This window comes from Stieleria varia (genome assembly GCF_038443385.1).
Taxonomy (GTDB): domain Bacteria; phylum Planctomycetota; class Planctomycetia; order Pirellulales; family Pirellulaceae; genus Stieleria; species Stieleria varia.
Genome location: NZ_CP151726.1, coordinates 2,742,827 through 2,762,450 on the forward strand (window position 1 = coordinate 2,742,827; position 19,624 = coordinate 2,762,450).

Genomic DNA, 19,624 nt, shown 5'->3' on the forward strand with positions numbered 1-19,624 from the left:
TCCGAACCAGGGCAAGCCCGGGCTGTTCAAAATTTGGTGTTGACATTGTTCTTCCAGTCCAGTTTTTTTGTCCCGTGCATCGCAATCAGAGTGAGCCTCAGGCGCTAGCCGTGGGCCGGCACTGTTCAAAATTTGGTGTTGACATTGTTCTTCCAGTCCAGTTTTTTGTCCCATGCATCGCAATCAGAGTGAGCCTCAGGCGCTAGCCGTGGGCCGGCACCACAATCCGCCTCAGGCTCACGGCTAGCGTCTCAGGCTCACTGGGGGCCACCAGCTGCGCGGGGAGAGGTGACAAAAACTTGCGGAGCGCCATAGTGCCACAACCCCAAATTTTGAACAGCGGGGCAAGCCCGGCGGAATCAAGACCGGACGATGCAATCGTGCTAAATGTCAGCCTGGAAAGGCTGACGTTCTGAAAAGCCCGGTCAAAATGATGGCTGCAAACCTTTGGAGCGAAAGACTCCGCGGAGGTAAACCAAGTCGTCGTCACTCAGCTTGTCGATCATCACGACGATCTTGCGGTCTTTCTCAGCAATCAAAGTCGCACGATCCCCTGTGACGCTCTGCAACCTTGCCTCCACCGTAAACTTCCCCGTCGGATCCGACCATGTTCTGATCGGATACTCGGCGGAGGTGGATGAACTCGGCGAATTCGGATCATCGATTTCGCCCGATGGCGACTCTACGAGTCTCCCTTGCATCTCTGTGCTTGTCGTTTCCGATGGTGCTTCGTTAGGTCTCAAGACGGGGTCCGAATGCGATCCACTCTCGTTCGGCTCCTCAGGGACCGTCGCGGCGACGCGGTTGGCTTGCCCATCCGCTGGACTTCGCAGATACAGGTACCAGTAACCGAGTAGGATTGTGGGCGTGATGAACATCAGCACGGTGAAGCCGATGTTGAAGAACTGAAACAGAATGCCGGGCTTCGTATTCTGTGTCGGCTTGTTCTGCGTCTGTTTGACTTGGGGCTGATTCACCACTCACCTCAACGAATCCCGAAACGAATGATTGCGACACACAACCATTCTAAGCAAGGTACCAAACGGAGGGGATCCGTTTAAACTGCAGCAACTCAAAGAAGCTCCCCCTAACAGACGTCATTGATCCATGAGAATGTTTTTCCTGATGCACTCTTGTCTCGCCGCCGCAGTGTTGATTCTTGCCAGCGGCTGTGAGAGCAAGTTCGAAAAGTATTACCGAGAGAACGGACCTGCGGTAGAAGCGAAATTGGAAACGATCGAGTCTTTGGCTGGACTCGTCAAAGCGGAACCAACCGTCCCACCGGACTACGACGCTTGGGTGCGTGCGGTCGAGGGCATCGGTCGGATCCAGAGCATCGCGGATTCCAAAGAACTCGATCCGGCGGTCAAGGAGCAGGCGACAGCGAACGTCGATTCACTACGAAAAGAGTCCGAGGCGATGTTCGACAAAATCAAACTTTCCCCTCCTTCTGAGATTCGATTTCAAGGTGTAGACAATCCCAACGCAGCCGTACTGATTCTCAATGCGAATGGAACAGCCGAGCGAGACGCGGATTTTGTGAAAAGAAATGAAGGCAGCGGTAGTTGGTATCTCAACAGCACGTCCATTCAAGACCTCGAGTCAGCGCAAAAACAATTCGAGTTCGTCAAATCGCTTCGATTCGTCTTGATTCTCAGGCAGGTCGATATCGTTGAGCCGGAGTTCATCGGAAATGACGATCAAGAGCACGCCGAGTATCAAATGGGTGCGATTGAGTGCGAGGCATTCTTGTTTTCGATCGACGACCGGCAACTCATCGGTCGTTTTCGCTTCGCCGCGACGAACGAAAGATCGGCGCTGTCGGTGGGCCCGTTCGAGCTATTCATGCCCGACGAACCCGACGCAGCCGTCAGCGTTTTTCGCTCGCGACTGTTCGACTCGGCGCGTCGTTACGCCGCGGCGATTGCCGCTGAGTTATCGCCCCAGATCCAAGCACAGAATCGTATCGTTCGCGACTTCTTGGGCACGAGACTCAAGCCGATTGAATCAAACTGAATGGCATCAGAGCGTTCGTTGAATGACTCTCGAAGCCATTGCCGCGATGAACGTAAAGCACGACAGACCCAAAAGGATCCATCCCAAAGGTGCGAGAGATTCATCGGGATCACCCTTGGAGCGTTTGCTTTGGCCGCGTGGGAAGGCTACGGGCGACGAGAGGATCAGCAGCAGCGATATCGGACACATGACGATGCTGGCGAAAAAAACATAGGGTGTGATCTCCGGCAGAACACGCAAAAAAGGAAAACAACATTGCGGCAAACAATGTCAGCGCCAACAACGTCATCAAAGTGAACTTCTTTTCTTGCATGTCTTTTCATCAAGTCCAGTTGAGAGCAAATTCACGATCATCGGTGTAGTGGATTTCGCCAGAAATCCGTTTGTGGAGGGAGGGTGGCGGAGGGAATTCTGGCGAATCCCATTACGGAGAATGTGTTTCAGGTGGCGATGAGCGTCTGCATCGCTACCCAGCCGAGCCAGCCGACGAAAGTCAACCACAGCATGTTTCGCTGGATGGCTGGACCACTCAGCAGGGCAGCGCACTGGCGACGAAACCAAAGATACCCGATGACCGTCATCATGACGGAGACCATCAGGACGTGCCAGTCTGGGGTTCCTGCACGTAGCAACTGCGTGCTGTCCAAGAAGGCGTCGCCGGAGAAGTACCCTAGCAGCAGATAGCTGCCGTTGGCCACAACACAGAACGCTGCGACCAGGGAAACCCAAGTGTGCCGAGCAATCGCGGCGACCAATATTGGAACCAGACAGCCTATCAATGGCCCCGACCACAACGTGATGAGTTCATTGTGTTGGCCGTTGAATAGGCTGTTGGGCAACTGCCACGGGGCAAGTTGCAGGCTTGCGACCTGAGCACCTTGGGCCAATGCACCTGCAACGTGTCCCAACTCGTGAGTCACGGTCATCACCGACCAGCCCCAGGCCAGCAAGATCGCCAGCATCACGAGTTGAGATCGCAGCATGCGTGGATTCGCCGGATCAGATGTTGACCAGATGGCTGACAAAGACCTTCAGCGAATGACAGGGCATGTCGACCACTCGATTGCTCGGTGGCATCGGGCCATCCAGATCCGGATAGATGTCGTCGGGAGAATCGGCGGCTGTATCCAGGAACAAGTTCCACTTCATCCCACGCCCCACCTCCGGTAACACGTGTGTCCGATCGTCACCGGTGCTGTTGAACATCAGCACGAGGTCTCGTCCCAGGCCTTCCGGGTCATCCACTCGACCGGGAGACGCGATGTAGGCGACCATCGCCAAATCGTTCTGTCCCCAGTTCAGCGGTGATCCGTCGGGCGCGAACCACGACACGTCAGGAATCTTTCGCCCATCGACGGGTTGTCCGGTAAGGAAAACGCGACGGCGAACACTCGGTTGATTGCGTCGAAATTGAATCAAGCTCTGCGTGAACCTGAGCATGTCTGAATTCTTTTCAACCAACCGCCAATCGAACCAACTGATGTCATTGTCTTGGCAGTAGGCGTTGTTGTTACCTTTTTGTGTCCGGCGAATTTCGTCGCCGCTCACGATCATCGGTACGCCTTGGCTGAGCAGCAGGGTGCTGAGCATGTTTTTGATCTGGCGAGTGCGGATTGTCGCGACACCTTTTTTCCGCGTCGGGCCTTCCACACCATAGTTGTCACTGATGTTGTGGTTGTCGCCGTCGCGGTTGTCTTCGCCATTGGCGATGTTGTGCTTTTCCTTGTACGACACCAAATCGTTCATCGTAAAGCCGTCGTGGCTGGTGATGAAATTGATGCTGCAGAACGGTGGTCGTCCGGCGTGTTCGTACAGGTCACTGCTGCCCGCCAATCGCGTGGCAAGTGAACCGAGCGTGCCGCCATCGCCACGCCAGAAACCACGCACATCATCGCGATATCGTCCGTTCCATTCGGCCCATCGGTGGTTGCCGAACGAGCCGACTTGGTAGGCCCCGGCGGCATCCCAGGCTTCCGCGATGATCTTGGTGTCGGCCAGCAACGGATCCTCCGCGATCAGTTCGACCATCGGCGGATTGGGAACCAGGTTTCCGGTCCTGTCGCGGCTCAGAATGCTGGCCAAATCAAAGCGGAATCCGTCGATGTGATAGTTGTGGACCCAGTGACGCAAGCAATGAAAGATCATTTCGCGAACCACGGGATGGTTTCCGTTGATCGTGTTGCCGCATCCGCTGTAGTTGGTGAAGTGTTGTCCTTCGCTCAAGATGTAGTAGACGCTGTTTTCGAGTCCTTTGAAGGACAGCGTCGGTCCAAGCTCGTTGCCTTCACAGGTGTGGTTGAATACGACGTCCAAGATGACTTCGATGCCTGCGGAATGCAGGGCTTTGACCATCTGTTTGAACTCGTTGACTTGCGCGCCCGGTTTGGAGTCGTACGCATAGCCTCGGTGAGGCGAAAAGAAAGCCATCGGGTCGTAGCCCCAGTAGTTGGGGCGACTCATTTTGTTTCCGTAGATGTCTCGGATCGGAAACTCATTGACCGGCATCAACTCAACCGCCGTGACTCCGAGCTCTTGCAGGTACGGAATTTTTTCGATCACGCCCAAGTAGGTTCCGGGGCATTTGATCTTTGCGGTTCTGCTTTTTGTGAATCCACGAACGTGCATCTCGTAGATCACGGAGTCACTCAACTCATGACGGATGTGTCGATCACCGTCCCAGTCGAACGTGTCATCGATCACGACGCATTTGGGAGGTCGGACGACTCCGTCATCACTTTTCTGAAAGGTGCCGGCCAGAGCTTGGGCATAGGGGTCGATCAACCTGGCGGCTGAGTCGAACCGGTGTCCTTGCTCGGGTGCCCACGGCCCGCTGGCTTGGAAGTGATACAGTTGGCCCGCCTCAAGGCCTTGAACCGAGAGGCTCCATACATCGCCCCACCGGTCGGTCTCTCTGTCAAACTCGATCACATCGGCCGGCTCTCGATCGGTGACTTTGTTGTACAACAACAATCTCATTTCGGTCGCCGAACGGCTGAAGACCGAAAACTGAACACCTTTTTCCTGCAGCGTGGCCCCGAAGGGTGGCTGGTAGGTGAATTGAAGATTCGCTGACGGCTGACGCATAAGCATATTTAGGGTTTCTCCTGCAGTCCCTGGCGGTAAGTTCCCAGTTGTTCCGGTCGTCATCAAAAGATGAATTGCCGGGTTCGCTTTGGAACACTACCACTCTGGGATAAGTCGTCCTGTCGAACCTCGTCGCTCCGTGCAAAATCTGCCCAGATGACGGAACGGCGTAACGCTTGGCGACTCGGTAGCGGAGAAACCTCCCAGTGGGATGGCGGAAACATTACGGGTTAAATAGACACGCCGGTTTGGGGCTCGGCCGTAGCCGACTGCCGATGGATTGCTGGAATAGGCCCCAAGTCAATCAACAGTGTCAGACGACATGGTTGCCAACATTGTAGGCCAATCCCAAGCCAACCCATCGGGACGGGTCTACCCGAACTCCCAGGATGCGGTCAAACTGGTGTTTCGTCCAAACCAGGTCGCTGCAGAAATCGATGAACCCATGCCGGGGGGAACTACCCTCCTGGTCCATCCATCGGCGTCAGCCATGCTTGGACGGCCCACTAGAACGGCATCCCAGTCGTCTGTTAACGGCCATTTTCGATTCAACGATCTGGACTTCCGTTAAGCCGGATCAATGGCGTGCAACGCACCATCACGTCGAAGGTTTTCGAGAATTACCGTACGATTTGGACCGTCTGACCGATTCCGCATCCGATTCGCTGCTCCCTCCCCGCTGCTGAAGTAACCCCGATATGCCCGCCACGTACAAAGATGCCGGCGTCGATTTGGACGTCTACGCCGAATCGATGAGCCGGTTGCCCAAGCTGATGCACCGGACGTTCAGTCCCCGGGTGATCCCCAGCGACGGTGGTTTCGCCGGCCTGTTCCGACTGGATTTTGCTGGAAAGCTGTTCGCGCGGAATTACCAGGAACCGATCCTCGTCAGCGGCACCGACGGCGTCGGTACGAAACTCAAGATCGCGCAGGTCACCGGACGCCACAGTACCGTCGGCATCGACTTGGTCGCTATGTGCGTCAACGACCTGCTGTGCACCGGCGGCGAACCGCTTTTCTTTCTGGACTATGTGGCGATGGGCAAAGACGATCCGGCTCGACTGGAGCAGATCGTTCAAGGCATCAGTGACGGTTGCATCGCCGGCGACCTGGCCTTGCTGGGCGGCGAGACTGCGATCATGCCTGATCTGTACGGCGACGAAGACTATGACTTGGCCGGTTTTGCCGTCGGCGTGGTGGAACGAAAACGGTTGATCGACGGCAAGATGATCAGCGAGGGCGACGTGGTGCTCGGTTTGCAGTCCACCGGACTGCACAGCAACGGCTACAGTCTTGTCCGCAAAATCATTGCCGATGCCGGACTGACCTGGGAGGACACTCCCGAGGGCCTGGATGGAAAAACGCTGGCAGACGTCTGTTTGCAGCCCACGCAGATCTACAGCGATGTCATCCGCTCAGTCCAAGGACACTATCGGATCAAACAAGTGATCCACGGTTTGGCACACATCACCGGAGGCGGCATCGAAGAAAACTTGGATCGGATTTTGCCTGCCAACGTCGATGCGGCGATCGATGGACAGAGTTGGGACGTTCCGCCGGTGTTTCAGTTCTTGCAAACGACCGGCAGTGTCGAAACGTCAGAGATGCGACGCGTTTTCAACATGGGCATCGGCATGGCAATGGTGGTCAGCGACTTCTATGCCGCCAGCATCCAAGCACAGATCAACGAAATGGGCATCCAGTGCGTCCCGATCGGCAAGATCGTCCAAGGCACAGGCAGCGTGCGATACACGTAGTCAAGACTTCCCGAGACGCGAAGAGCATCGCCAACGGTTTCGCTAAGAGTACGGATAGCGGGTAGGCGGGCGAATGGTGGTGTTCGTTTTCGACTTGGAAAGTCGCACGAGAATTGTCGCTCGACTTTCCAGGTCGATAGCGTGCCCTGAAGACTGCTGGATTAGGCTGGGCTGTTCAACATTTGGGGTTGTGGCATTTTGGGTTTGCGCAAGTTCATGTCCCTACTGCCGGCGAAGCTGGTGGACTCTAGTGAGCCTCAGGCGCTAGCCGTGGGCCTGAGGCGGATTGTGGTGCCGGCCCACGGCTAGCGCCTGAGGCTCACATCGATTGCGATGCATGGAAAAAAACGTGGACTGAAAAAACAATGTCTACGCCGAGTTTTGAACAGCACAGTTTGTGTCCCAACTGCCGTCCCCAGTGAGCCTCAGGCGCTAGCCGTGGGCCTGAGGCGGATTGTGGTGCCGGCCCACGGCTAGCGCCTGAGGCTCACATCGATTGCGATGCATGGAAAAAAACGTGGACTGAAAAAACAATGTCTACGCCGAGTTTTGAACAGCACAGTTTGTGTCCCAACTGCCGTCCCCAGTGAGCCTCAGACGCTAGCCGTGGGCCTGAGGCGGATTGTGGTGCCGGCCCACGGCTAGCGCCTGAGGCTCACATCGATTGCGATGCATGGAAAAAAACGTGGACTGAAAAAACAATGTCAACGCCGAGTTTTGAACAGCACAGTTTGTGTCCCAACTGCCGTCCCCAGTGAGCCTCAGACGCTAGCCGTGGGCCTGAGGCGGATTGTGGTGCCGGCCCAAGGCTAGCGCCTGAGGCTCACATCGATTGCGATGCATGGAAAAAAACGTGGACTGAAAAAACAATGTCTACGCCGAGTTTTGAACAGCACAGTTTGTGTCCCAACTGCCGTCCCCAGTGAGCCTCAGACGCTAGCCGTGGGCCTGAGGCGGATTGTGGTGCCGGCCCACGGCTAGCGCCTGAGGCTCACATCGATTGCGACAGGTGGAACAAAAACATAAAACGCCGCCTTCGCCTTCGGTTACGGGTCAAACGCAACTGATTGAATGTCGGCCAAGAGTGGCCAAGCTACGACTAAATCGCCATGCCTTTGAGCCCGCCAGCGGCTTCAAACAGCATCAGGGCATCGACGGTTTCTCGAACGTCGTGGACGCGGATGATGTCGGCTCCGGCGGCGGCAACGGCGAGTGAAACGCCTAGCGTCCCCGCCTTGCGATCGGCTTCTTTGTCTCCCAGCACCTTGCCGATGAATCCCTTGCGTGAATGACCGATCAGAATCGGCGACGAAAGCTCACAAAACCGGTTGGTTGATCGCAACAGTTCCAGGTTATGCTCGTGGGTCTTGCCGAATCCGATTCCTGGATCCAGGCAGATTCGCTGTGGCTCGATTCCCGCGTCCAAGCAGTACTGGTATCGCTGTCGCAGGTAATGCAGGATCTCATCGACGACGTTCTCGTAGCGGGGATCGTCCTGCATGGTTTGCGGTGTGCCTCGCATATGCATCACGCACACGCCGACTTCGCGTTGTCGGGCGACATCCGGCATCTTTGGGTCGCCTTCCAGGCCCGTGACGTCGTTGATGATCTCTGCCCCGGCATCAATCGCCGCGTCAGCCACGCTCGCCTTGCTCGTGTCGATACTGATTGGGATCGCGAGTTTACCAGCCAGCCGTTTGATCACGGGAACGACACGCTGCATTTCGTCTTCGGCGGCCACCGGTTCGCTGTAGGGTCGAGTGCTTTCGCCGCCGATATCGATGATGCCCGCACCATCGGACTGCATCTGCAGTGCAGCCGACACGGCGTCATCGATGGAAAAATGTTTCCCACCATCAGAAAAGCTGTCCGGGGTGACGTTCAGGATTCCCATCACCACGGGTCGTCCAGCCAAAGTCAACTGGCGTCGTCCCAGATCCCAGACCTTGCTCACCAGCGTGCTTCCATTTGCGAAACGATGCGACCGGCCAGTTCTTCGATGGCGGCTTGCGATGCCGTCGCGTAAGACTGACCGGCCTCTGGGACCATTCGGATGCTTTGACTGAACCCGATCGTGGGTGAGTCGCCGGTCGTGCCGGCGTTGGCCATCAACGGTTGACCGTTTCGTGAAATCCAATCGGCACGCACAGAAATCGACACGTCCAATGCGCGTGGATCGTCGCTGCGGGTTTCCGTCAGCACACTCTTGGTTTCACCGACGACGGTGCATCGCAGCACACTGTCTGCATTGGGATCGCTGGTCACGACGTACGGTGTTCGGCGAGTGATCTCGTCGACGATTGCGTCGGTCAGTCGTACACCCAGGTCATGACGAAAGGTTTCGTTGCGTACGACAGGAACGTGCACCGTCCGGATGCCGACAGGAAACATCGCATCACTGCCGAACTGGTACGCTGCGCATCCACCGACACACGTGATCGCCACTAGGACCAGTGGCAACCAAGCCAGTTGAATCAACGGAGCGTGCCTCAAAGCTTTCATCGGAAAAAGGATCCGCCTGAGGGTTCCTCGGGTTGCGGCTGAGTGGCTTTCGCGCGCTCGGTCTCTACCGTTTCCAGGGGAATGGTTTGTTTGGCGTCTGGAAAGATCTTGGTCAACCAAGCCAGACGCTGAGCCGGTTTGGCAGGCAGACCAGAAATTTCCTTCAAACGTTTCTCTGCGATCGTGGCCTGTGGTGTCGTCGAGTGCTTGCTGATGATCTCGCGATAAAACTGACTGGCGGCTTGGTACTCACCTCTCTTTTCACGAAACTGGGCTCGTGTCTCCAACTTTGCTGCTTGATGAAAGGAAACCTCCGCTGCGGCTCGGGCGAGCATGTCGGCGTATTTCTTTTCGTTGGACTGCTTGGGAAACCGGCTTCGCGTTTGACGAATCAGCGCTTCGGCTTCTTCCAACGCGATACCGCTGTAGTCCGGACCGCCGTAGATCTGGAGTTTGCATTGCACACCCAGCAAATGGGCGAGGAAGAGGTGATCGGAGTCTGGGAATGTTTCTCGCAAGTCGGTCAAGAACTCGTCGGCCTCATCGAACTTGCCTTGGCGGATGTTTTCTGCTGCGGCAGCCATCGTCGCATCATCGGCTAAGCGGCCCGTCGGGTTGTCGTATCGAATCTGGTCGAGCACCTTGATCGCGTGTCCGGTTGTGTCAAACCAGGGCACTGTTTTGTCCAGCGGGTTGAGTGCGTCTGCCCAGCTCTGGCCACCAGCTTTTTCGACATCGATCCAGTACTGGCTGATCGTAAACAGCCGCGCGGCAATTTTGTCGCTGTGACGGTTGTTGGGAAATTCCTTTTGCAATTTTTCGAACACATCACGCGCGGAAGTCAACTGATTGGAAAGGAACAGACTTTCCGCTTCCATGAACATGGCATCTTGTTGCAATGCGGGGATCGGAGACTCATCGGCTGACTTGCGGAAAAGCTTGGCGGCGCTTCGATAGATATCGGCCCGTTCCTCTTTGGATGCAGCCTCGGCTTTGCGGAACGTCGCATCACCGCTCTGATACAACTTGCGTGCTTCGGCCAAGTCGCCCGATTTTCCCGTTACGTAGCTGACCATTCGGGTCGCACCCGATGGCATCAGATCGGACACGCCTCCGGCCGTGGCGACGGTGGGGCTGACCTCCGAAGGATCGACGGGTGCTTTCGCGGAACTCGCCAGCGTCGGAACCGGGAGTCCACCGGCCAGCCTGGAGCGTTTCCAAGTGCAACCGGAGGCGAGCAGGCTGCCGACCAAAACGGCAAGCGTCGCGCGACGCAGAAACGCCAGACGCGATAGTCGCGTCAAGCTCGCTGGAGCAGCGCACGATTGTTGCTGCGGTGATCTGGTTGATCCCAAGGATTCCATTCCTTCTTTCTCCCGATTTGACAACTTGCTCACCGGCGGCGAGCTTCCGTTGCTTTTTTATCACACGGCGGCGACGTTGCGATTGCGTCCTCGTTGGGGATCAATCGCCAGTGGTCAGTCGTGTGGGCAAAAAGCGTTGCATGCGCGGCATCGTTCCGACAATCGTTTGGATGTAGCGGCTGATCACTGCGCGTAGTTCACCGTAAACTTGCGGCTTCACTTCGATCGGCAGGGAGACGTTGGCGGATTGCAAACGCTCCAAATGGTCGATCGACTCAAGTCGCATGGATACGGTTTGGTTCTGTTTGGCACGGCACCGATGACAGACGACTCCGCCTCCCAAAAGTGCGAAAACCATTCGCGACTCCCGGGCGACCACGTCACCACAGTCAGTACAACGTCTCAATTCTGGCGAATGACCGAGCAGCCGCAACGCTTGGATGTCAAATCCCAGCATCGCGAGTGCTACGTTCCCGTCACCGTCGATCTGCGCCAGGGCGTTGATGGCCAAGTCGTATAAATCGGGATGGGGATCGTGATCGTCGGTCAACAAACGCAGCATTTCGGCGATGTAGTACCCTGCATAAACCCGATCGAGCGAACGTTCGGCGGCCCGAAACCGGCGGTGAAGCTTGGCTTCGGTGAGCAAATCGAGCGCATCGGTGGATTTACGAATCAGGACTACACGACAAACCGCCAGCAGGTCAAGCGAACCTTCGAAAGTCGACTTGGGCCTGCGGGCCCCTTTGGCGATCGCCGAGACGCGTCCGAAGTCCCGCGTCAGCAGGGTGACGATCAAACTTGTTTCGCTGAATTCGATCGTCCGCAACACGATGGCGGTCGTTTGCTCCGCTGCCACGGCTTTGCTTTCATTGTACGAAGGGTTTGAAACCACGTAGTCGCGTCTCTCCGAGACGCGGGATTTCGCGTCTCGGAGAGACGCGGCTACGTGTTACAGTTCGCCCAGGGACCCCAGATGGGAGAGCAGTTCGCTCATCTCAGCCGCCGCGTGGGAATCGCCTTGCTGACGAGCCGCTTCGATCCCGTCTCGCAGAAATGTGCGTGCCTGGTCGACTTGATCCAAGTCCACCAATTGCTGTGCGGCCATGAAGAAGGCGGGCACGTATGGGGGCGTATCCTTGGTCAAATCGGTCAGTTGTTGGATGCTTTGCTCGTGGTCACCTTCGCTGCGCAGCTCCATCGCCAAGCTGTATCGCAGAAAAGTGTCTTGTGGCTCATCGGCCAGCATCGCCAAGATTTTTTCTTTGCGGCTCATCGCTCGTCTTCGATTACTTGTTCGTTACAGGGGTTTGATCCATCGGCTGCCTTGCTCGGCAGCTTGGAAATTGATTTCCGCGAGTTTCTGCAGCAAGACCTTGTCCCTGCTGTCCACCGCGGTTTCGACACGGAACACACGTCGATTGCCCAGGGTGGAGACGATGGCACCGATCAGGAACTGTTCCGCTTCCGTCAAATCACCGGGCTGTTCGGTGGCAGAGAGGTCCAGGATCGCATCTGCGATGCTCATGATTTGGCATTCGGCATCACTCAGCCACAGAGCCACGCTGGCCATGTGCTGACCGTTGAGGTGATTGACCAGTGAATGCTGTTCGATGTCCATGTGGCTCATCGCTGAGGCATGAAGGGCATCCGCGGGAAACCAAGATTCGCGCTGCGTGCGAGTGGTGCGACGAAGCTGCATCAGCGATCGTTTGACAGGCATTCGATAGGGATTGCTGTGAACGACCATTCGCGTGACCTGTCGTTCGTGGGTATAGCCGTGTCGCGACAGCAGTGAACCGGTTCGAGCATCGAGAGCCGAGACGCCGATCCCGTGGCCTAGCGGGGGCAGTCCGAGATACCCACAGTGCTGGTCGCGCAGCGGACCGACCACGATTTGCTCAAAACCTGCCTCACGGGCACGCTGTTCGGCCATCGTCAATAGGGAGTCACAGACGGCGAGTCCGGCGTGTGTGAAACAAATTGCGGCCAGGACAACCGTTTTCGGTTGCAGGGGATCCGGGATAAGATGACACCATGCTTCCGGCTCTGGTCCCGCAGCTTTGGGTTCAGGGCTGGCATCGGTGTTGCGATCGGAATCCGAGGACGAATCGTCTGGATCGCCGTGACGGCCAAAATGATTGCCGTTTCCAGGTCTGTTTTCAGTGTTGTGTGAGTGACCGTTGGTGGCGACCAGCAGAATCGTGGAGTCGAAAAAGGTCCGCGATAATACGGCTTGTTCGATCATGGCAACGCTGACCGGCGGCATCGCGCCGGTGTACGACCAGTGCTCGCACCAAATCCGGGCCAAATGTGGCAAATCGACGTTTTGAAAGGTTCGAATGCTTTCCATCGCGGCATGATGCCACAGCGGACAGCTTCACAGAAGACGGTGAATTAGGATTTGCCGCAGAAATAAGGTTTCGTGAGGAAGAAAAATGGACCAGCAACCCGACCCGTTATCGTTTTCTGCTTCTGCGGCGGGCAAGACCTTGGCTGGCAAGTTCGCGGCTGGCAAGATCGCGGGCAAGTTTCAGGCCACGGGACCTGAGAACCTGCCGGCCGACCGCAGGCTCAAACAGGGTGGTCAACTGTTTCTGCTGTCATTGATCGTGTTCTTTTTGTGCAGCATCTTGTTCTACGCGATCTACGCCAGCGCTCGGCGGGGCGATCCACAAAACTTGACGCTGCTGCCCAAGGGATTTTTGATCAGCACCGCCTGTCTGATCTTGATCAGCGTGTTGGTTCACGTGGCGACTCGCACCATCCGTCGTGAGCGTCAACGGCTGACCGGTTGGCTGTTGGGAACGAGCGCCGCAGCTGGGATTCTGTTCACGGTGATGCAATGCCTGACGATGCTCAAGATGTTGCTCGGCCCGGACATGTACACCGGGACCAGCCGCGGCTTGTTCGGGATGGTGATCGTGCTGGCGATCTTGCACGCTCTGCACGTGTTAGGCGGGATCATCGCGTTGGGGATCGTGGCGACGGGTGCCTTTCAAGAACGCTACGACCACGAGCGTCACTGGCCGGTCGACTTCGCCGCACAGTACTGGCATTTCCTGGACGTCGTGTGGCTATGCATGTTGCTGACGTTCTGGTGGACCACCGGCGGTTTCGGATTTTGAGAGGCAGGCCAACACCCGACCCCTTCGGTGATTGTCCGAACTAGTGGTCTGGGACAGCTAGAAGTTAGGGTTTGCCGTAGTGGATCTTGCCAAAGATCCCACCGCGACTACCCAAAAGATAAGTTGTCCCAGACCACTAGTGCATCGTCCGGTCTTGGTTTTGGGGTTAGCCGTTTTGGCGTTGGCCACGGTTGTGGCACGAAAACGGTGGCTAACGCCAAAACGGCTCATCTACCGAACCCACGTTCTAAGACTGGACGATGCACTAGGAATCCGATCCAACAAACTGTCGTTTCCGTCGTGCTGGTATCGTGCGCGCGAAAAAAAACGTCGCAAGCTCTGTGAGCTCGCGACGTCTTTGGTGCGTGTCGGTTCTGATTGTGCCGAGGCGAGACTTGCCCGCCTGGGACGACTCAGACCAACTCTTTTTTATTCCCAACCAGCGTTCGCAGACGTTCGGCCAACAAGTGGGCATCGAACGGCTTTTTGAACGTTTCGTTGATGCTGCTGCGATCGAAACTCATGGGTTGTCCATCGTCCGGCAGCAACGCGATCAGGATGATATCAGTGAAGTCGACATTCTTTCGCAGGTTCTGACAAATCTGAACCGCTTCGATCTTACCGATCGAGAAGTCGACAATGATACAGTCCGGGTTAAAGCTTTCGGCTTGAATACCAGCTTCGAAACCGCTCGCCGCCACAGCGACTTTGAACGATTTTTCTGGTGGCAGTTCTCGCTTCAAGTTTTCAATCAAAACTTGATCCTGGGCGACGATCAGGCACTTTGCCATCGCTTCGTCTTCCAAGTCACCCAAGGGCATACCGTGCTCCTTCAGGAACTTGATCAGGTATTCGCGAGGAATACGCCGATCCTGTGATCCTGGGATACGGTAGCCTTTCAGTCGTCCTGAATCGAACCATTTGGAAACGGTTCGAGGAGCGACCTTGCAAATCTTGGCGACCTGTCCAGTCGTAAAGACCTTCATATCAGGCTCTCCATAACGCCTCGTTGATTATTCCCTCGAACAATGGTGCGTCGGTAACCAGTGTTCTCGCGGTCTTTCGTTCTTCCTTCACGTCGCCGTGATCGGTCCTGAGCGATCTGAAAACTAATTGTTGCGGGAAACATTCAGTCATCCGGCTTATGAAATCACAACGCTGGGTCAGACCAGCCGGCTCGCGTCATGCGACGCTCACCAAACGGGATCTCATGGTTTTGGTTTCAAACACAATCAAATCACACGGGTGTGTGATCCGTTCAGCCGTGCAGAACACGACCGCCAGGGAGAGACACTTGCGAGCCACGGCGACCAACGCCGAACGTTCCCGGTCTGTGCGGTTCAGTTGACGGCGGGTGAAGTCCGTCAGGAACGCACAGTAGGAACGTTCGGCTATAATCGCCGAGCTTAAACTCACCGGCCTTTGTGTCCGTAGACACCGGTTCCGCTGAGTTGTTTTCCCAGAATCCCCCCTGGGTGAACGCGGGTTTCAAACTGCCACCGGCCCGACCCTCCCAGTCACCCCGACTTGCGTCGAATGCGTCTGAGTGAACCAAGCCCAGCTTGTGCTCCTCTGTCCGAGAGTTAGTGTCGAGAAAAACCGGTGTGATTCTTTAGAGCGATTGATCGGGAACAAGCGTCATAAGCGTTTTTCGACGTCGTTGACTGCTCAACCCGGACCAGCCCCATATCGCGTGGAACTCTCAATTGTCAGTGTTTCTTAATGATTCGACGCGCAGTGGTCTTGCGTTGTGACCAGAATTCGGCGCAGCGGCCGTCAAAAAATTTTTTTTTGCCCCGCCGACCCGACGGATCAACGGATTCGTTTTGACGCTCATCAGCCGCCAAATTTGCTGCCCAGTTAGACGTTTTTGATGAGAACCACTAAAGTTAAGCAAGGCGAAATCAACTTGCCGGTTGAATCGATTGCCACCTCGCGTGCACGTCTCCCTGGAATCAATATGGACCCCTCCGCTCTCGAATTCTTTCGCTCTGCTATTCAGACTCCCAGTCCATCCGGATTCGAAGAAACCATCCAAGCGTTGATCGGCGACTACATCCGTCCCCACGCCGACACTCTTCGCATTGATGTCCACGGCAACTTGATCGCCAGCGTCGGAGACACCAGCGGCCCACGTCTGATGTACGCCGGTCACTGCGACCAAATCGGCATGCTGGTGTCCTACATCGACGAGCTGGGTTTCGTCTACGCAAAGACCATCGGCGGATGGGATCCCCAACAACTGGTTGGTCAAGGCATGACCATTTGGACGGCGACAGGTCCCGTGCCAGCGGTGATCAGCCGCAAACCAATCCACTTGCAGACCAGCAAGGAACGCGAGCAAGTCGTGCAACTGGAACAGTTGTGGCTCGACGTCGGAGCCGCAACGCAGCAAGACGCCAAGGACAAGATCCGCGTGGGCGATGCGGTCACACTGGAGTTGCGATACCGTCCCCTGATGGGACAGATCGTTAGCGGGCCGGGCATGGACAACAAATCCGGCATGTGGACCGTGATCGAAGCATTGCGGCGAGCGAACACCCAAACCGGCAAGTCCAAGCTGCGTTGCCACTTACACAGCGTCGCAACCGTCCAAGAAGAAATCGGTTTGCGAGGTGCCAAGACCGCTGCGGGGGGAATCAATCCCGATGTCGCCATCGCCGTCGATGTCACACACGCTTCGGATTGCCCCACGATCGAGCCCAACATCCATGGCGATATCCGTTTGGACCGCGGACCGGTGATCTTTCGTGGCCCGAACATCAACACCAAGGTCGCCAACAAACTGATCACATTGGCCGAGGAAAACTCGATCCCGTACCAACTTGCCGCGATCGGGCGAGCGACCAGCAACGACGCCAATGTCCTACAGTTGCACGGGGCGGGAGTCGCCACGGGCTTGGTCGCGATTCCCAATCGCTACATGCACTCGGCGGTCGAAGCGATCTCGTTGAGTGATATCAATCACGTCGCCCAATTGCTCGCCGAATTCGCGATGTCGCTCACCCCCGACGACGATTTCACCCCCGGACTGTAAACACGTAGCAATCCCCTCAGTCGCGGATGCGACGACAGCATACAGCCTGGGGCGCGAGCCCCAGGTGAACACCGCCCGACGCCGCCAACAAGCCGCGGAGCGGCGACAGATTGCATCCGGACCACCGCGTGCTGTGGGCTACACCAAACGTTTTATGCTGTCGCTGCTCCGCAGCTTCTGGGCGGACTCGCTTGCAGAAACATGGGGTTGGCACCCCATGCTGTATGCTGTCGCTGCTCCGCAGCTATCGGAGCTAACCCGGGGTGCGCTGGCTTCGCCGCGACCCCAGGCTATGTTGTTTAACCAATTCGTGGTCGGTTTGGAGATTAAGCGTCCACTCTCGTTACCAAAATCACGCGAAGCGATGATTGCTAAGTGGATTTCGCGACACTTATTTTCCGCACGTTCCCCGAGACGCGAAAAGGATCGACGACGTTTCATTGAGCGACGTTTCATTGAGCGACGTTCATTTGCCGCGATAGTGAGCGTCAGACACTAGCCGTGGGCCAGCACCACAATCCGCGTCAGGCCCACGGCTAGCGCCTGAGGCTCACTTGGGGTCAATAGCTTCACCGAGGGTAGCGACACAAACCTTCGCAAACCGAGAACGTCGCAATCTGAGTTTTTTCTTCAGTCCTGCTCCTACCCTTTGCGCAGGTGCTCCAGCGGCACGTAGTACCGGACATAACGCTCGCCGTCACTGAAACGCTCGCCGACCGGGTTGGGCACCAGCACGGTCGCACGCCGCGTGATCCGGTTCACCCGCCCGGTCATCCGATGGCCGTCGTGATAGAACTGCACCGTGTCGCCCACGCAAATTTTGAACTTCACCGCTGCCCGTTCTCGCTGTGTGATCAAATTGTGCTGGTAGTCGGTGTGCCCAAAGTAGCGACTGGCGATCGACTGAAATCGGGCTTCACTGCAGTTGCCATCATTCCAGATCAGCATCTCGACCAAATGCACGAACTCGTGCTCGGCCACCCGCTGCATCGCGTCGATCCGATCGCGACAGGGGCACCCGGCAACCTTGACGCCACGCGAAACGTCTTCAAACGTCTGGAACAACAACGTCGACGACAGGACCAATTGGAATTGCCGAATCCCGTCGTGGCTGCCCTCGGGATACTGCGTCACCAGCTTGCCAGCCGTACTGGTCATGCGTGAGGAAAGTGCAAACCGGAGTCCTTCCGCTGACGCCGTGGGTAGGATCTTTCCGTCAAAGAAGCGGTCGTCGTACATCCGCACCATGCGTTCGACGTCGGCGCGAGAGACCCGCGTGAAGTTCGGCCCGTCGATCGAGCGACTTGTCAGCAAAGTCTGCTCGTGGATTTCACAACGCCAGGATTGGATCTGCTCAGGCGTGAACGTCCGCAATGCGACTTCACCAGCCAAGCGGTTCAGCACCGCCGGGTCCCGTGGGCGAATTGCATTGTGTACCGTCCCAACGGGCCGCAGCGTGCCCGTGGGCGTCGCAACTCGCTGCGTGTGCCGTCGATGCTCCCGTCCAGCCGTCGAGCCTGTGGGGCGTTTTCCAGCCATTCCTCAATGTCCTTGTTTGACGAATTCGCGACACACCGTTTCGAAACGGTTTGACTCCGCAAAACCGCTGATTGACATCATACGGCAATCCCAACATTCCAGGAAACAGGGACCTCGCCCCACCGCCGGTTGCAATCGGCGCAATGACAGCATTTATAATGCGGCTTCCAGTACGACACCGGGGGGCGGCGATGCCAAACACACGCAAGGAAAAACTACGGCTGATTTTCGACCGCTTGCTACCCATGCAGCGGTTCTCACGCAGCGAGGCCAAATACAGCTGCCATCCGCTGACGGCTCAGTTTGTCACCGCCACGTTGAACGATTTGGTCCGCGAAGGAATCTTGACGAGTTACATCTCCGGCGACGTCGAAACGCTGGCGTGGAAAACCAACCGCCAGGAGTTTGATCCGAACCACTGGATCCAACGCGTCGTCCATGGGGATCAAGTCACCGAGCAACCCGAACAAGAACGTCCTCGTGAACGCTTGCTCAGCTCGGGCGCCGAATCGCTCAGCGACGCGGACTTGATGGCCATCCTGATTCGTGTCGGTGTGAAAGGCGAATCGGCGATCGCGGCGGGCAAGCGATTGGCGCGTCGCTTTCAAAACAACCTTTGCGATCTGCGTCGTTGCAGCAAGGACGAACTCCGCGCGATCTCACCCGCCATCACCGTGGTCAGCTATGCGGGCCTCCTAGCAGGGATTGAGCTGGGGCGCCGAGTCGCTGCCAGCGAACAACGTAAACGGGATCAGTTTCATACGATCACCAGTACAACGGAGGCCATCGCGTTTTGCGAGCAAGAGTTCCATTCGCTGGCGGTCAACTCGATGCAAGAAGAATTTCACATCGTGACGCTCAGCACAAAACACGCACCGATCAACACCCATCTGATCACCCGCGGAACCTTGGATGCCAGCTTGGTGCACCCCCGCGAAGTGTTCCGACCGGCGATCCGTGACATGGCTGCCGCAGTGATCTTGGTCCACAACCATCCCTCCGGTGATCCGACACCCAGCCGAGAAGACCACCAAGTGACCCAGCGGCTGACAGAGGCCGGAAAACTGCTGGGAATCACCGTCCTGGACCATATCGTGGTCGCATCCCGCGCCTGTGTCAGCATTCGCGAGCACTGACATTCTTTTTACATCCATGGTGATGATTTCCTTGCGCGAGCCACCCATGGCTTGCGTACCA

16 protein-coding genes are annotated in these 19,624 nt (G+C 56.7%); 5 read left to right on the forward strand and 11 right to left on the reverse strand.

Translation table 11 applies throughout. The features are described 5' to 3' along the window. Positions 1 to 425: 425 nt before the first annotated feature. Entirely contained in the window at positions 426 to 977 is a 552-nt protein-coding gene (locus Pla52nx_RS09405) for an SHD1 domain-containing protein (RefSeq protein WP_146519197.1), read from the reverse strand. A gap of 130 nt (positions 978 to 1,107) precedes the next feature. Between Pla52nx_RS09405 and Pla52nx_RS09410 the strand changes: the two genes are divergently transcribed. Continuing rightward, the gene (locus Pla52nx_RS09410) at positions 1,108 to 2,016 is read left to right on the forward strand and encodes a hypothetical protein (protein WP_197454412.1); all 909 of its coding nucleotides are present in this window, start codon (positions 1,108 to 1,110) and stop codon (positions 2,014 to 2,016) included. Positions 2,017 to 2,456: 440 nt separating this feature from the next. Here Pla52nx_RS09410 and Pla52nx_RS09415 read toward each other — a convergent pair whose 3' ends face one another. Then, positions 2,457 to 2,999: a M50 family metallopeptidase gene (locus Pla52nx_RS09415; RefSeq protein WP_146519195.1), complete on the reverse strand. Its 543-nt coding sequence runs from the start codon at positions 2,997 to 2,999 to the stop codon at positions 2,457 to 2,459. A 16-nt stretch (positions 3,000 to 3,015) separates the two neighbouring features. Continuing rightward, entirely contained in the window at positions 3,016 to 5,106 is a 2,091-nt protein-coding gene (gene glgX, locus Pla52nx_RS09420; RefSeq protein ID WP_197454411.1) for a glycogen debranching protein GlgX, read from the reverse strand. A gap of 692 nt (positions 5,107 to 5,798) precedes the next feature. Between glgX and purM the strand changes: the two genes are divergently transcribed. Next, positions 5,799 to 6,857, forward strand: a complete 1,059-nt coding sequence (gene purM, locus Pla52nx_RS09425; protein WP_146519193.1) for a phosphoribosylformylglycinamidine cyclo-ligase — start codon at positions 5,799 to 5,801, stop codon at positions 6,855 to 6,857. A 1,099-nt stretch (positions 6,858 to 7,956) separates the two neighbouring features. Here purM and folP read toward each other — a convergent pair. From folP to Pla52nx_RS09455, 6 genes are all read right to left on the reverse strand, one after another. Further along, complete coding sequence (folP, locus tag Pla52nx_RS09430; protein WP_146519647.1) at positions 7,957 to 8,751, reverse strand: dihydropteroate synthase; 795 nt, start codon at positions 8,749 to 8,751, stop codon at positions 7,957 to 7,959. Between the two features lie 56 nt (positions 8,752 to 8,807). Beyond that, entirely contained in the window at positions 8,808 to 9,359 is a 552-nt protein-coding gene (gene lptE / locus Pla52nx_RS09435) for an LPS assembly lipoprotein LptE (protein ID WP_146519192.1), read from the reverse strand. Then, positions 9,356 to 10,714, reverse strand: coding sequence for a tetratricopeptide repeat protein (locus Pla52nx_RS09440; RefSeq protein WP_342190376.1), 1,359 nt, complete (start codon positions 10,712 to 10,714; stop codon positions 9,356 to 9,358). The genes lptE and Pla52nx_RS09440 overlap by 4 nt, the downstream gene beginning before the upstream one ends. A 109-nt stretch (positions 10,715 to 10,823) precedes the next feature. Next, entirely contained in the window at positions 10,824 to 11,618 is a 795-nt protein-coding gene (recO, locus tag Pla52nx_RS09445; protein WP_231741844.1) for a DNA repair protein RecO, read from the reverse strand. A 57-nt stretch (positions 11,619 to 11,675) separates the two neighbouring features. After that, positions 11,676 to 11,999, reverse strand: a complete 324-nt coding sequence (locus Pla52nx_RS09450) for a hypothetical protein (protein ID WP_146519190.1) — start codon at positions 11,997 to 11,999, stop codon at positions 11,676 to 11,678. A gap of 24 nt (positions 12,000 to 12,023) precedes the next feature. Next, positions 12,024 to 13,076, reverse strand: a complete 1,053-nt coding sequence (locus Pla52nx_RS09455) for a hypothetical protein (protein WP_146519189.1) — start codon at positions 13,074 to 13,076, stop codon at positions 12,024 to 12,026. Positions 13,077 to 13,161: 85 nt separating this feature from the next. Between Pla52nx_RS09455 and Pla52nx_RS09460 the strand changes: the two genes are divergently transcribed. Then, on the forward strand, positions 13,162 to 13,851 hold the full coding sequence (locus Pla52nx_RS09460; protein WP_146519188.1) for a cytochrome c oxidase subunit 3: 690 nt from the start codon (positions 13,162 to 13,164) through the stop codon (positions 13,849 to 13,851). Between the two features lie 413 nt (positions 13,852 to 14,264). Here the strand turns inward: Pla52nx_RS09460 and Pla52nx_RS09465 are convergent, their stop codons facing one another. Continuing rightward, positions 14,265 to 14,837 (reverse strand): helix-turn-helix domain-containing protein, encoded by a 573-nt coding sequence (locus tag Pla52nx_RS09465; protein WP_146519187.1) that lies wholly within the window; start codon positions 14,835 to 14,837, stop codon positions 14,265 to 14,267. 974 nt (positions 14,838 to 15,811) lie between these two features. On the opposite strand from Pla52nx_RS09465, the gene Pla52nx_RS09470 reads away from it, so the two are divergent. After that, positions 15,812 to 16,888 carry a M42 family metallopeptidase gene (locus tag Pla52nx_RS09470; RefSeq protein WP_146519645.1) on the forward strand — a complete coding sequence of 359 codons (1,077 nt, stop codon included), beginning with the start codon at positions 15,812 to 15,814 and terminating at the stop codon, positions 16,886 to 16,888. A 642-nt stretch (positions 16,889 to 17,530) separates the two neighbouring features. Here Pla52nx_RS09470 and Pla52nx_RS09475 read toward each other — a convergent pair. After that, positions 17,531 to 18,427: a hypothetical protein gene (locus Pla52nx_RS09475; RefSeq protein WP_146519186.1), complete on the reverse strand. Its 897-nt coding sequence runs from the start codon at positions 18,425 to 18,427 to the stop codon at positions 17,531 to 17,533. A 191-nt stretch (positions 18,428 to 18,618) separates the two neighbouring features. Here Pla52nx_RS09475 and radC point away from each other — a divergent pair, with 191 nt between their 5' ends. After that, positions 18,619 to 19,563 carry a RadC family protein gene (gene radC, locus Pla52nx_RS09480; protein ID WP_146519185.1) on the forward strand — a complete coding sequence of 315 codons (945 nt, stop codon included), beginning with the start codon at positions 18,619 to 18,621 and terminating at the stop codon, positions 19,561 to 19,563. Positions 19,564 to 19,624: the final 61 nt, after the last annotated feature.

Excerpts from the sequence above, each read along its gene's own strand:
- Pla52nx_RS09410 (WP_197454412.1), top strand. The coding sequence starts at position 1,108 with ATGAGAATGTTTTTCCTGATGCACTCTTGTCTCGCCGCCGCAGTGTTG.
- Pla52nx_RS09415 (WP_146519195.1), bottom strand. The coding sequence starts at position 2,999 with ATGCTGCGATCTCAACTCGTGATGCTGGCGATCTTGCTGGCCTGGGGC.
- glgX (WP_197454411.1), bottom strand. The coding sequence starts at position 5,106 with ATGCTTATGCGTCAGCCGTCAGCGAATCTTCAATTCACCTACCAGCCA.
- purM (WP_146519193.1), top strand. The coding sequence starts at position 5,799 with ATGCCCGCCACGTACAAAGATGCCGGCGTCGATTTGGACGTCTACGCC.
- folP (WP_146519647.1), bottom strand. The coding sequence starts at position 8,751 with ATGGGAATCCTGAACGTCACCCCGGACAGCTTTTCTGATGGTGGGAAA.
- lptE (WP_146519192.1), bottom strand. The coding sequence starts at position 9,359 with ATGAAAGCTTTGAGGCACGCTCCGTTGATTCAACTGGCTTGGTTGCCA.
- Pla52nx_RS09450 (WP_146519190.1), bottom strand. The coding sequence starts at position 11,999 with ATGAGCCGCAAAGAAAAAATCTTGGCGATGCTGGCCGATGAGCCACAA.
- Pla52nx_RS09455 (WP_146519189.1), bottom strand. The coding sequence starts at position 13,076 with ATGGAAAGCATTCGAACCTTTCAAAACGTCGATTTGCCACATTTGGCC.
- Pla52nx_RS09460 (WP_146519188.1), top strand. The coding sequence starts at position 13,162 with ATGGACCAGCAACCCGACCCGTTATCGTTTTCTGCTTCTGCGGCGGGC.
- Pla52nx_RS09465 (WP_146519187.1), bottom strand. The coding sequence starts at position 14,837 with ATGAAGGTCTTTACGACTGGACAGGTCGCCAAGATTTGCAAGGTCGCT.
- Pla52nx_RS09470 (WP_146519645.1), top strand. The coding sequence starts at position 15,812 with ATGGACCCCTCCGCTCTCGAATTCTTTCGCTCTGCTATTCAGACTCCC.
- Pla52nx_RS09475 (WP_146519186.1), bottom strand. The coding sequence starts at position 18,427 with ATGGCTGGAAAACGCCCCACAGGCTCGACGGCTGGACGGGAGCATCGA.
- radC (WP_146519185.1), top strand. The coding sequence starts at position 18,619 with ATGCCAAACACACGCAAGGAAAAACTACGGCTGATTTTCGACCGCTTG.